At 61.8% G+C, this 11,354-nt stretch carries 18 protein-coding genes; 8 read left to right on the plus strand and 10 right to left on the minus strand.

Features of this window, described 5'->3' with window-relative positions:
- Window positions 1-159 precede the first annotated feature (159 nt).
- The 4 genes from IB262_RS02880 to IB262_RS02890 all read right to left on the minus strand — a co-directional run bounded on the left by IB262_RS02880 (window position 160) and on the right by IB262_RS02890 (window position 1,989).
- Entirely contained in the window at window positions 160-933 is a 774-nt protein-coding gene (locus IB262_RS02880) for a pyrroline-5-carboxylate reductase (protein ID WP_112976519.1), read from the minus strand.
- Window positions 934-1,207: 274 nt separating this feature from the next.
- Window positions 1,208-1,471, minus strand: coding sequence for a DUF1488 domain-containing protein (locus IB262_RS02885; RefSeq protein WP_034788542.1), 264 nt, complete (start codon window positions 1,469-1,471; stop codon window positions 1,208-1,210).
- Between the two features lie 47 nt (window positions 1,472-1,518).
- Window positions 1,519-1,641, minus strand: coding sequence for a hypothetical protein (locus IB262_RS36440; protein WP_034788190.1), 123 nt, complete (start codon window positions 1,639-1,641; stop codon window positions 1,519-1,521).
- Window positions 1,642-1,683: 42 nt separating this feature from the next.
- On the minus strand, window positions 1,684-1,989 hold the full coding sequence (locus IB262_RS02890) for a hypothetical protein (RefSeq protein ID WP_060520594.1): 306 nt from the start codon (window positions 1,987-1,989) through the stop codon (window positions 1,684-1,686).
- Between the two features lie 414 nt (window positions 1,990-2,403).
- Here IB262_RS02890 and IB262_RS02895 point away from each other — a divergent pair, with 414 nt between their 5' ends.
- From IB262_RS02895 to IB262_RS02905, 3 genes are read left to right on the plus strand one after another with little or no spacing between them, the layout of a single operon-like run.
- Window positions 2,404-2,577: a hypothetical protein gene (locus IB262_RS02895; RefSeq protein WP_156552966.1), complete on the plus strand. Its 174-nt coding sequence runs from the start codon at window positions 2,404-2,406 to the stop codon at window positions 2,575-2,577.
- Window positions 2,578-2,621: 44 nt separating this feature from the next.
- On the plus strand, window positions 2,622-2,780 hold the full coding sequence (locus IB262_RS02900) for a hypothetical protein (RefSeq protein WP_156400735.1): 159 nt from the start codon (window positions 2,622-2,624) through the stop codon (window positions 2,778-2,780).
- Window positions 2,780-2,995: a hypothetical protein gene (locus IB262_RS02905; RefSeq protein ID WP_034788194.1), complete on the plus strand. Its 216-nt coding sequence runs from the start codon at window positions 2,780-2,782 to the stop codon at window positions 2,993-2,995. Before IB262_RS02900 ends, IB262_RS02905 begins: the two co-directional genes overlap by 1 nt.
- A gap of 30 nt (window positions 2,996-3,025) precedes the next feature.
- Here IB262_RS02905 and IB262_RS02910 read toward each other — a convergent pair whose 3' ends face one another.
- The 5 genes from IB262_RS02910 to IB262_RS02930 all read right to left on the minus strand — a co-directional run bounded on the left by IB262_RS02910 (window position 3,026) and on the right by IB262_RS02930 (window position 6,064).
- Entirely contained in the window at window positions 3,026-3,328 is a 303-nt protein-coding gene (locus tag IB262_RS02910) for a hypothetical protein (RefSeq protein ID WP_112976520.1), read from the minus strand.
- Between the two features lie 116 nt (window positions 3,329-3,444).
- On the minus strand, window positions 3,445-3,678 hold the full coding sequence (locus tag IB262_RS02915; RefSeq protein ID WP_112976521.1) for a hypothetical protein: 234 nt from the start codon (window positions 3,676-3,678) through the stop codon (window positions 3,445-3,447).
- Window positions 3,679-4,063: 385 nt separating this feature from the next.
- Window positions 4,064-4,339 (minus strand): metal/formaldehyde-sensitive transcriptional repressor, encoded by a 276-nt coding sequence (locus tag IB262_RS02920; RefSeq protein ID WP_034788200.1) that lies wholly within the window; start codon window positions 4,337-4,339, stop codon window positions 4,064-4,066.
- 27 nt (window positions 4,340-4,366) lie between these two features.
- Window positions 4,367-5,344: a CDF family Co(II)/Ni(II) efflux transporter DmeF gene (gene dmeF, locus IB262_RS02925; RefSeq protein WP_112976522.1), complete on the minus strand. Its 978-nt coding sequence runs from the start codon at window positions 5,342-5,344 to the stop codon at window positions 4,367-4,369.
- A 99-nt stretch (window positions 5,345-5,443) separates the two neighbouring features.
- Complete coding sequence (locus IB262_RS02930) at window positions 5,444-6,064, minus strand: DUF1638 domain-containing protein (RefSeq protein ID WP_090294026.1); 621 nt, start codon at window positions 6,062-6,064, stop codon at window positions 5,444-5,446.
- Between the two features lie 39 nt (window positions 6,065-6,103).
- On the opposite strand from IB262_RS02930, the gene IB262_RS02935 reads away from it, so the two are divergent.
- Window positions 6,104-6,262: a hypothetical protein gene (locus IB262_RS02935; protein WP_034788206.1), complete on the plus strand. Its 159-nt coding sequence runs from the start codon at window positions 6,104-6,106 to the stop codon at window positions 6,260-6,262.
- A 96-nt stretch (window positions 6,263-6,358) separates the two neighbouring features.
- Here the strand turns inward: IB262_RS02935 and IB262_RS02940 are convergent, their stop codons facing one another.
- Window positions 6,359-7,054, minus strand: a complete 696-nt coding sequence (locus IB262_RS02940; protein ID WP_034788208.1) for a B12-binding domain-containing protein — start codon at window positions 7,052-7,054, stop codon at window positions 6,359-6,361.
- Between the two features lie 334 nt (window positions 7,055-7,388).
- On the opposite strand from IB262_RS02940, the gene IB262_RS02945 reads away from it, so the two are divergent.
- The 4 genes from IB262_RS02945 (at window position 7,389) to IB262_RS02960 (ending at window position 11,296) form a co-directional block, all read left to right on the plus strand.
- Window positions 7,389-8,963 (plus strand): trimethylamine methyltransferase family protein, encoded by a 1,575-nt coding sequence (locus IB262_RS02945; protein ID WP_034788211.1) that lies wholly within the window; start codon window positions 7,389-7,391, stop codon window positions 8,961-8,963.
- Between the two features lie 107 nt (window positions 8,964-9,070).
- Complete coding sequence (locus IB262_RS02950) at window positions 9,071-9,775, plus strand: 4Fe-4S dicluster domain-containing protein (protein ID WP_112976524.1); 705 nt, start codon at window positions 9,071-9,073, stop codon at window positions 9,773-9,775.
- 129 nt (window positions 9,776-9,904) lie between these two features.
- Window positions 9,905-10,456, plus strand: a complete 552-nt coding sequence (locus tag IB262_RS02955) for a hypothetical protein (RefSeq protein WP_134886575.1) — start codon at window positions 9,905-9,907, stop codon at window positions 10,454-10,456.
- A 90-nt stretch (window positions 10,457-10,546) separates the two neighbouring features.
- On the plus strand, window positions 10,547-11,296 hold the full coding sequence (locus IB262_RS02960) for a phosphodiester glycosidase family protein (RefSeq protein WP_112976525.1): 750 nt from the start codon (window positions 10,547-10,549) through the stop codon (window positions 11,294-11,296).
- The last annotated feature ends 58 nt before the right edge of the window (window positions 11,297-11,354 follow it).

Raw genomic sequence — 11,354 nt, forward strand, 5'->3', positions numbered from 1 at the left:
AGGCGGGGAGAGGGGACGTGGCCCGATCTTAGTTTCGCCGAGCGGAGCCGCAGCGAGGCGGAAATCGTGGTGTTTATTGTTGGCGGAGTGGGTGCCGCGAATTTCCTCCGCCCCGCTTGCGGGGAGAAGGTGGCCGGCAGGCCGGATGAGGGGCTTTTCTCACGACGCTGCGGTAATCCGCCGGTGGATACCGCCGAGACTTTCCCTGAATTTTTCGAAGGTGCCGTGCTCCGTCAACTCCCGCAGCACCTGCTCATTGATGCCGCCGCGTGTCGCGTAGTCCTGCGCCAGATGCGCGAAGCTCGCGTCCGGCGTCGTTTCCGGCGCCTGGCCGAGCGCGCCAAACAGGCTGGCGATATAGGCGCGGCCCTTCGCTTCGTCGACGTCGTTGTCCTTTAGCCAGCTATGGATCGTTTCCAGGTACTTGAAGTAGCTGGCATAGGTGGCGGTCGCCACACTTAGCGCATCGAACTCGCTCTCGCTTGTTACTTCGATCGCCGTGCCGAGCCGGCCGAAAAACGCCGCCATATCCGGATCCGGCGGGAAGATGATCGTCGGGCCCTGGCGGAGCGCGATCATCGGCATCGGCAAGGCCTTGGTCACGCGCTTCACTTGGCCGACCATGGCGGCGATCTCGGCGCAGGAGAAGGTCGCAATCAGGCTGACGACGTGGTGATCCGGGCGAAAGCGCAGGGTCGGCAGCACGCCGCGGGCGATCTGCGGGCGGACGCCGAGCATGACCGTGTCTGAGGCGTCGAGCACCGCCTGATTGTCGGCAGCGACAGTCACGTCAGGAAAGCGGGCGGCAAGGCCCGCAGCGATCTCTTCGTTGCGCGGCGAAAGGACGACGGTGGTGATCTCGCCGGGAAGCGTCTTGAGGCCGGTGACGATCGCCGAGGAGAGTGCGCCGGTGCCGATGAATCCAAGTTTCATGAAAGTTCTGTCGCCTGGTGATTTCAGAAGGTCCGTGAAACTGCCGGGTGTGGCATGCACGGGTACGGGTTTGGAATTGGCGGAATAATAATAGCAAAGGCGCCGGCGACAAGCGCTCGCCATGGCGTCGCCCACAGGAGAGCAGGACGCATTTCAACAGTGCGGTTGAGATTGCCACGCCCTTTCGGCCGCTGCGGGGCGTTGCGCATAAGGCGGAGACCCCTGCTAGGCCAAGGGGTGTTAGTCGAACGGGTGCTGCGTTTTGGCCCGGGACCTAGCGAAAGTCATCGGCGGTGAGGACATAGATCGTCCGGCGCCCCTTGGCATAGGCTGCCGTCGCGGCCTCGTGGATCGCGTTGCGCGCGGCATCGAAGGCCAGCAAGCAGGCTGCTTCGGTCGTCCGGGTGGGCGCGCCACGGGAGAGGGCGGCCGCCTCAACATAGAAGGGCACTTCGAACATGCCATCGTGGCCAAGGAAACGTACGGCCTTGCGCGCTTCATCGAAGCTTCGGCATGGGTTCGGAAAGGTCAGCGGCATGGTCGTAATCCTTTTGGCGACAAGCCAGGCCGGCCAGAGACGGGCCGTCACAGGATCCGCCCGAAAAGGATCGTGGTCACGACGACGGCGACCGCCAGCGAAAGGGCGATCCAAGCAAGCAGGCCGCGGTAGTCGAATAGATAGATCTGAGCCGGTATGTGGTACTTCATGATCGCCTCCTGCAGCTGATCTGTTAGGAAGATGGTTTGGATCTAAAGGGCGTGTCTGGACTTGAAGGCCCGTTCGGCCAGGGCCATTCGCTCATCGGCGGGACGAATCAGTTCGAGATTGCCTTCATCGGTCACGCGCTCATGGCATTCGTCGCTGCTGCGTATGCGGTACTGGAGCGCATTGTCGCGGATGGGGAGCGTGGCGGTTATGCGGTAGGTGTCCCCGATGATCGACTCTCTGGTCAGCGCTCCCTTCGAGCGAACAAGCTGGCCGACCTGGAATCGGTGAACCGGCGACTGGTCGCGGGGGCCGCGGATGATGCGTTTCGTAAAAGATAAAGCGTTCATAGTGGTCTCAGTCCTTTTAGGTGTGGGCAGGCACGGTCGGTCGGCTGCGATGAGCCGGTTATCGACCGATCAACCAAGGTTCGGGGAACGAACAGACGTTACAATGCGCGATGTGCTTCGAGGCGAAGCATGGACCAAGCACTGGATCCGAAGCTTGCGTGTCGTTCGAAAATTTAGGAGAATAGGTGCGGTTAGAAATTCTGATACCGCGAAAGCCACATCGGCCAAATTTACTTGGATATACTATTGCGCGTCGATTGAGTTTCAATTGAGGCGCGTGTGTCGGCCGGCGCAGATTTAAAGTGTTTTTGGCGCGACGCCGGTGTTTCTCCCGAGTTTCTCGCTGCTCGCGTGATAAAAGCCACGTGCCGATCGAGGATGTGTTAAGCTCGTCGCTTGGAACTGGAGACTGTCATGTCCGAGCCGAACAAACTCTACCAGAGCGAAATCATCACCCTGCACAAGGCGCCGCTGATCGGCACTCTCTGCCTGGAATGCGACGACGGCCAGATCGAGGTCGCCCTGAACCGAGCGGCTGCCGAGACCCTGCAGAAGGTTATTGCGCGCTTTCTTTCCCCAGCCGCGTGACACCCCCCAGCCGCGATGGCCTCATTCGATGAAGGAGAGGCGCGATGTCCTCCCGTTTGGTCTTCTCACTGTTTCTGGTCGCCCTGTCGGTTTTTCTTGTCTGGGCCTTCAGGCCACCTCAGGGCAATGCGAGCGATCGCCCCGCCATGCCGCATGTGGCTGAGCAAGGGCAGGCGGTAAACCCCGATTACGGACTGGGCTGATGACAACACTAAGGTACGGTCTCAAGGTCGAAGCCAACAATGTCTGGGCGGTTGTCGATGTCTTCACCGGGCAACCGGTTGTTGTTGACGGTTATCTGATGTCCAACTTGCCGCGCGACGAAGCGGATGATCTTCTCGATATTCTCAATCTCAAAGACCGCATACGCAGGGGCACGATCCAGCTTCCGCCCCGACCGCCGGAAGATAGGGGTTAGATGGGTGGGCTGGAAACCCACGATGGTGGCTCAGCGGGCCACGCTGCCAGTCTTTCGATCAACTGCAGCCTGTCTGAATTCCTCATAAGGCGCCGGACGGGAAGGGGACCTCGGAAACTCCGCGGCAGTGCCCGGCTCGGCCAGCGCCGCCTCCGGAGTGGCGTGGCTGTCGACGCCGCTTTCAAGTGCCGCAATCAGGAAGCGCGTGGCAGCAAGCCGTCCGCCCGGGTCTGCCGTCGCGGTCGTTCCGTAGTAGCCGGCAGCGGCGAGTACCTCGACCAGAAGGCTGAGGTCGTCGGAGTGAAGATAATGTTCTGGATTGCTGGAAGACATTGCGTCCTCCTTTGGTTGGGGCCCAGGCACGAAGGCCCGTAGGCGACGGCGCCCGCTTCAATCGCCGTCGATGAAGCACCCTGCACGCGTTGTCGCGCCAGCGCAACGAACTTCACTCAAGCACCGGGAGGTATGTTTTGGCCGAGCGCGCGTTTCGCTTCGTCGCCCGTCGCTGTGCTGCGCGCATCCATCGCATTCGCCAGATCGAGCCTGCGCGGGCCGACTTTTGCGAAGATGTCGCGCGCTGCCAGCGGTGCCAAGTGATAGGCTAGAATGAACTCTTCGAGATCGTAGACCGCATCCCCGCCGTGAAGCAGTCTCTTCTTGTCGTTCGTGAAATTCTTGGTCATGGGACGCTCCCGCGTTCTGGCTCGGTGCTTGGCGCAAAGACGGCCAATTGTCAGGTGGCTGAGGAAGCGTCAGGGATGAGTTACGCCAGCTAAACGGGCTGGCGCGAACATGGTTTCAAATTAAGAGTTCAGACGGCCAAGGAGGGGACCTGGCAAGGGGCCTGGCAATGAGGGGGCCCGGGCGGAAGCCGGATCGTCGGCCTCTGACGGAACGCGATCACCGGCGATCAGGCGGACGACGTGCTGTTGCGGCCGGAAGCGTGCGGCCGGCAGGACTTCGCGGTTAATCTGTGAGCTGGCAGTCAGCATGACCGGTCGCCATCGCCGAGCACAGCACGGTTCTCGGCGGCAACGGTGACCTTAAGCAAAGTGCGCGGCAGCGACGCTATTTCAGGTAGGCGCGCACCACATCCACCAGTTCGGCCGCCGCTTCCTCCCGGTCCTTCTGCGACAGCTCGGCTGCGGCGACATGCATGTGGATATGGTCTTCGACCACTTCCGCCATCAGCCCGTTGACCGCGCCGCGTATGCCGGCGATCACCTGCATGACCTCGGCGCAGCCCTTCTCCTCCTCCAGCATCCGCTCGACCGCCTCCATCTGGCCGCGCAGGCGCCGGACCCTGTTGATGAGCTTCTGCTTCTCGCGGATGGTATGGGTCATCGCAAACTCCGGTTTCGGGCGCCGCCGCTATGCGGCCCGTGGTTCCACCTCCACGGTCACATGCGACAAATCGTGAATGGCGGCAAGCTTTTCGCGATAATAGGACGGTGCCCGCGGGTTGTCGGCGACGAGCGAGACGATTGCACCGTGGTGGCCGGGCCCGAGTTGCCAGACGTGCAGATCGACGATCTCGGCGTCTTCCCTGGCGACGATCTCGCCGATCTCGTCCGGCAGGTCTTCGCCATCGGGGATATAGTCGAGCAATGTCGCGCCGGTATCGCGAATGAGGGCGAAGGACCAGCGCGCAATGACAAGTGCGCCGACGATGCCCATGGCGGGATCGAGCCACAGCCAGCCATAGATTGCGCCGAGACCAAGGGCGACGATGGCGAGCACCGAGGTCAGCGCGTCGGCAAGGACGTGCAGATAGGCGGCGCGCAGGTTGCGATCCTGCCCACCATGGTGCCCATGGTGGTGGCCGTGATGATCGTCGTGATCGTCCTTCAAGAGCCAGGCGCAGACGAGATTGACGATGAGGCCGGCAACAGCGACGAGGATCGCCTCGCTGAAATCGATCGTCACCGGAGCGTTGAGGCGGCGCAGGCACTCCCAGCCGATCAGAAGCGCGATCAGGGCCAGCACGATGGCACTCGAAAAACCGGCGAGGTCCCCGAGCTTTCCCGTGCCGAAGGTAAAGCGGCGATTGTTCGAATGCTTGCGTGCATAGAGATAGGCAAGCGCTGCGATCAGCATCGCGGCCGCATGGGTCGACATGTGCCAGCCATCGGCAACCAGCGCCATCGAGCCGAAGATCTGACCTGCCGCGATCTCGATCACCATCATCGTTGCGGTCACCGCGATGACAATCCAGGTCCGCCGCTCGTTGCGCTCGTGATTGCCGCCGAGGAAGACGTGATCATGGCTGGCCGCGAGCACACGCGCGTCGTCATGCGAATGCCCGTGGTGTCCGTGGTGGTGATGATGGTCGCGGTCGTGATTGCCCATGTCGATGCCTCCAATATTATATAGGGGGGTACCCTATATTGGTTTCGACATAAAGTCTCTGGTTCGGGTCTGCGATTTCAGCTTGATGATGTCGCTAATTCACGCCGTCAGCAGCGACGTCGTCAGATCGCCGTAACCGGTAAACCGATATTCGTATTCGAGCCCGAGCCGCTCGGCGGCCTTCCTCGCCTTCTCCTGCAAGCCTGCATCCTCCTGCTGCGAGAGATAGACGAGCTTGCGGTAGTGGCCGAAATACATGTCCCGGAGCTCCGGGTGCCGGTTGAGGCCGAGCGGTTCGATGACGAAGGCCTCGAACTGGCGGGCGAGAAAGTCGGTGAGGAAGAAGGCGGTGAGGTCGTCGTCCCAACGGCGGGCGAAATCATCGTTGCCGGCAAAGAAGGAGTAACAGTGCGGACCGGGGATACGCTCGACCTTTTCCTCCTCCAGAAGTCGGTCGAGCTGGCCGCCGGTGCCGCAGTCGGCATAGGCGACGAAGATGCGCTCGAAGCCTTCGGCGCGGGCCTTGGCAATGGCGTCGCGAATGCCCGGGGTGATCTTGTCGGGCGTGTTGTGCCAGATGGCGGGCAGACAGTTGAGGTCGATATGGCCAAGCCCGTTAGCCTCGCAGATCGCCAGGATTTCGCGGGCGATGGCGCCGCAACCGATCACGTGAACTTTTTCCGGTTGTGCACGTTCTATTGCGGGCGATACTTTTTCCATCTTGATTCCATGTGGCTATCAGCGGGAAGGACCCTGACCATGACAGTAAAGACCCTTGCAACCGTCGGCGCCGTTCTCGTCGCCCTTTCGACGCTTACCGCTTGCGGCAACACCATCCGCGGCATCGGACAGGATACCGCAAACACGGTCAACGCGACACAGTCGGCCGGCAAGAAGGTGGCAAACTCCGTCAACTAACCCGGCAAACCTGCCAGGCACGCTCGCCAGACATAGGAAAGCCGGCCGCGGATTTCACCCACGCGGCCGGCTTTGTCATTTCGGATTGTCCGAAGCTCAGCCGGCCAGGCGGTTGTGCTTGCGCTTCATGAAGTCCTTGGCGGTTTCGACCGCAATCGCCGCATCGCGGCAATAGGCATCGGCACCGACGGCCTTGCCGAATTCCTCGTTCAGCGGCGCACCGCCGACGAGAACGACGTAGTCGTCGCGCAGGCCCTTTTCCTTGAGCGTGTCGATGACGACCTTCATGTAGGGCATGGTGGTGGTCAGAAGCGCGGACATGCCGAGAATATCCGGCTGCTCGCGCTCGATCGCTTCGAGATAGTTTTCGACCGGGTTGTTGATGCCGAGGTCGACGACGTCGAAGCCCGCACCTTCCATCATCATGCCGACGAGGTTCTTGCCGATGTCGTGAATGTCGCCCTTGACGGTGCCAATCACCATCTTGCCGAGCTTCGGCGCGCCGGTTTCGGCGAGAAGCGGGCGCAGGATGGTCATGCCGGCCTTCATGGCGTTGGCCGAGAGCAGCACTTCCGGCACGAACAGGATGCCATCGCGGAAGTCGATGCCGACGATGCGCATGCCTTCGACCAGCGCCTGGGTCAGGACGTCGTAAGGCGTCCAACCGCGCTTGAGCAGGATGTTGGTCCCGTCCTCGATTTCCTCTTTCAGGCCGTCATAGAGGTCGTCGTGCATCTGCTGCACGAGTTCTTCGTCGGAAAGGTCCTCGAGAATGATTTCATCGTCTGCCATATTGGGGTTCCTCGGTTCCTGGCACGGTCGCGCGAAATTTTCGGACGCGTCCATCAATCCATAGCGGTCGATGTCTAAAAATCTGTTTTCGAAAGCGACGTCGCATATGACAAAAAGCGACGGGAGGGCGGCTTCTTTTGCCGCCTGTATATTCTTAACAAAAACAATATATTCGCGCCACGCGGTTTTTGCGCCCCCTTGTCGCCGCTCGGCAGTGTTCGAGTTGCGCCACGCCTTGGCGCATTGAGACCCGCAAGGCCCCCGATGCTTGGTAGCATTAAGGTCAAATGATGCTTGAAGGCGCAAAAAGTGATGCGCGGGAGAGGAAAAGCGAATGAGCGACGTGACAGATCAGGGCGCGGTTGAAGGCGGCGGTCGCCGCGCACGCGGCGAGGGACGGGGAGCAGCAGCAAGGCGCGCATCGCGCACCGGCGGCGGCCCGGGGCCGTCTTTGCCCTATATCCAGCGCAAGATTCGCGAATACGAGGTGCTCGACGAGGAAGGCCTGCAGCTGATCGAGCGCAATGCCGATACGATCCTCGAGGAAATCGGCATCGAGTTCCGTGACGACGCCGAGGCGCTCGAACTCTGGAAGCAGGCCGGCGCCGACGTGCGCGGCCAGCGCGTGCATTTCCCCAAGGGTCTCTGCCGCGAGCTTTTGAAAACGGCACCCTCCGAATTCACCTGGCATGCCCGCAACCCGGAGCGCAGCGCCCAGGTCGGCGGCAAGGCGACGATCTTCGCGCCGGTCTACGGCCCGCCCTTCGTGCGCGATCTGGAAGGCAATCGCCGCTATGCGACGATCGAGGATTTCCGCAACTTCGTGAAGCTCGCCTATATGGCGCCGTCGATGCACTCGTCCGGCGGCACGGTCTGCGAGCCGGTCGACATCCCCGTCAACAAGCGCCACCTCGATATGGTCTACAGCCATATCAAATATTCCGACAAACCCTTCATGGGCTCGGTGACGGCGCCGGAGCGGGCGGAAGACACGATCGCCATGGCGAAGATCGTCTTCGGCGACGACTTCGTCGAAAACAACTGCGTTACGCTGAACCTCATCAACGCCAACTCGCCGATGGTCTTCGACGAGACCATGGTGGGCGCGCTCAAGGTTTACGCCCGCCATAACCAGGCCTGCGTGCTGTCGCCGTTCATCCTGTCGGGCGCCATGAGCCCGGTGACGGTTGCCGGCACGCTGACGCAGATCCTTGCAGAAGTTCTCGCTGGTGCCTCCTTCACCCAGCTCATCCGCAAGGGCGCGCCGGTGCTCTTCGGCACGTTTGCCGCCTCGATCTCGATGCAGTCGGGCGCGCCGACCTTCGGCACGCCGGAGCCGTCGCTCGTCTCCTATGGCGCAGCCCAGCTCGCGCGTCGCCTGAAGCTTCCGTTCCGTACCGGTGGTTCGCTCTGCGGCTCCAAGGTTCCGGACGCGCAGGCAGCGCACGAATCGGCCAACACGCTGAACATGACGCTTCTTGCCGGCACCAACTTCGTGCTGCACGCTGCCGGCTGGCTCGAAGGCGGTCTGATCTCGTCCTACGAGAAGTTCATGATCGACCAGGACCAGCTCGGCATGATGCAGAAGATGGCCGAAGGCGTGGATCTCTCGGAAAACGCCCAGGCGCTGGACGCGATCCGCGAAGTCGGTCCGGGCAGCCACTATCTCGGCTGCGCGCATACCCAGGCCAACTTCCAGACGGCGTTCTACCGTTCGCCGCTCGCCGACAACAATTCCTTCGAACAGTGGGAAGTGGAAGGCGAAAAGCGCATCGAGCAACGCGCCAATGCCCTCTGCCGCAGTTGGCTGGAGCATTACGAGGCGCCTTACCTCGATCCCGAGATCGACGAAAAGCTGAAGGCGTTCATCGCCAGCCGCAAGGACTCGATGCCGGACGCTTTCACCTGAAAGGGTCCCGAGCGAGCCAGGGAGCAAGGCGGCGCGGCGCAGGTGGCCGACATGATCCAGAAGGAGGTCTGGCGCCCGCATTACGAACACCAGGGGCCGAAACCGAAATGACGGCGCCCTCCGCGACAGCGGACAAGACAATCGAAACGATCCGTGCGGCGCTGGCGCCGCACGGTCTTTTTTTGCGCGGAACCGTGAATTTCGCCTCCGGTGAGGTCGCACCGCTGCTCGTCGATGGCCGCCTGGCGGCAAGCGTGGTGCTGATTGGCAATATCGGCGGTTCGCTGTGGCAGCCGTTCAGCGCGTGGCGGCAAGCCCGGCCGGATGGAGGCGGCGCCGATCCGCTCGACAATTGGTCGAAGGCCGTCATCAATCCGGTCGCCGGCGAGCAGGGGGCGACCGCCTTCTTTCCGTCGGATCCCCCGTGGCAGCCGTTCCAGCAGTGGGCGATGAGGGCCGAAGGCCTGAAACCGTCGCCGCTGGGCATTCTCATCCATTCGCGTTTCGGCCTGTGGCACGGTTACCGCGGCGCACTTGCTTTCGGTATCCCGCTTGGCGAGACAGGTGAAGCGAGCGCCAGCCACCCTTGCGACCACTGTCTCGAAAAGCCGTGCATCTCGGGCTGTCCGGCGTCGGCGCTTGCAGGGGAACGCTTCGATGTCGGGCGTTGTCGCGGCCACCTGCGCACGGACGCGGGCAGGGCGGGCTGCCTTGCGAATGGCTGTCTGTCGCGCGCTGCCTGTCCCGTCGGGAGCCAATATCGCTACCCGCCCGAGCAGTTGCGCTTCCATATGTCTGCGCTTGAAGTGTGAGCGCCGGTCTCCACTCTGGCGCGCAAAGATGGTGCAAATCTCCAAAATGACTAAAATTGGAGGTGTCGTGGAAAGGTAATATTATCGAATTTATAACGATCTGGACGGCGTGGCGTTGGAGTCCATCGTATGAGAGGTAGCCCAGTCGTATCCGTGAGCAATTATCCTCCGCACCTGTCGCGCGAGGACGTGCAAGCGCAGATATCTCGGCTTGACAGTATTCACGCGGCCAACAGCCAGGTTTTGGGGGACGCTTTCAAGCGCCTGCTGGCGATCGGCGCCGGCCATGCGGCCGTCATCACCGCCTGCATTGCAGGCTTCGATGCGCTGGTGGACCGCTCGGTTCTCACCGGCGATCTTCTGCCCGATGCCATCGACATCCTCAGGAAATTTGCGCTGACCGTCAGCGCGCTCGGCCTGTTCCTCACGTTCTGGGCGATCGGCAACAATTACGGCGAGGTCCAGAAAGAAGCGAGGCGCCATGCGGTGAAGGTGGCAACGACGCTCAGAGAGAAGCGGCTGCTTTTGTCGCTGTCGCAGGATGTGCTGAACCGCGATCCCAAATCCTATCTGCTTGCGGGCGTCGGCGGCTTTGCCTGCCTTTGCGCGATCTTCGGCCTTGCAAGTCTCGCCGGCATCGCCGGTCTCGTCACCACCATGGCGGCGATCGTCGGCGGCTAGTCGCCAAGCGTATGATTTCGCCTGTGCCCGCGCCAGAATAAGCCGCAATCTCAGGCATGCTTGGCGGCTGATTCGATTGGACCTTTCGCCATGCCGCTTTTTCCAAAACCCTTTCTCGTCGGTGCCGTTCTTTCGGCCGGTCTTGCCGGGCCTGCGCTCGGCGCCTGCCGCGATGTCAGCCATCTTGGCCAGGACTATGTCGCCTGCAGCTTCGATCCGGCGACAACCGATATCCGCCTCTACAACAAGGATCAGGCGGGCGTGCCCTTCCGCTCCTTCCGGGCGCTGTCGCTCGAACTGCGCCATCGCGAAGAATATATGAGCTTCGCCATGAACGGCGGCATGTATCACGACGATCTGTCGCCGGTCGGCCTGCATATCGAGGAGGGGCGCGAGCAGGCGCCGCTCAACACCAATTCCGGCTGGGGCAATTTCCACCTTTTGCCGAACGGGGTGTTTTATGTCGACGACGGCAAAGCGGGGGTAATTGCGGCGGACGCCTATCGCGACGCCAGGCTCACGCCGCGATTTGCGACGCAATCCGGGCCGATGCTGGTCATCGACGGCAAGCTGCATCCGCGCTTTCTGCCCGACAGCACCAGTTACAAGACCCGCAACGGCGTCGGCGTGACGGCCGAGGGCGAGGTGGTTTTCGTCGTCTCGAAGCGCCCGGTGCGGTTCCACGATTTCGCGACGCTGTTTCGCGATACATTGGATTGCCCCAATGCGCTCTTCCTCGACGGCACGATTTCGAGCGTCTATGCGCCTGATATCAACCGCCACGATCGGCTGTTTCCGATGGGGCCGATCATCGCCGTCGTCGGAAAATTTCCACGCTGACTTTCCTTGGGCGCGGGATGAGGGCGGAAAACCGCACACTTTTCCTCCTCCCGCGAAA

This window comes from Ensifer sp. ENS02 (assembly GCF_014851885.1).
GTDB classification, from domain to species: Bacteria; Pseudomonadota; Alphaproteobacteria; order Rhizobiales; family Rhizobiaceae; genus Ensifer; species Ensifer adhaerens.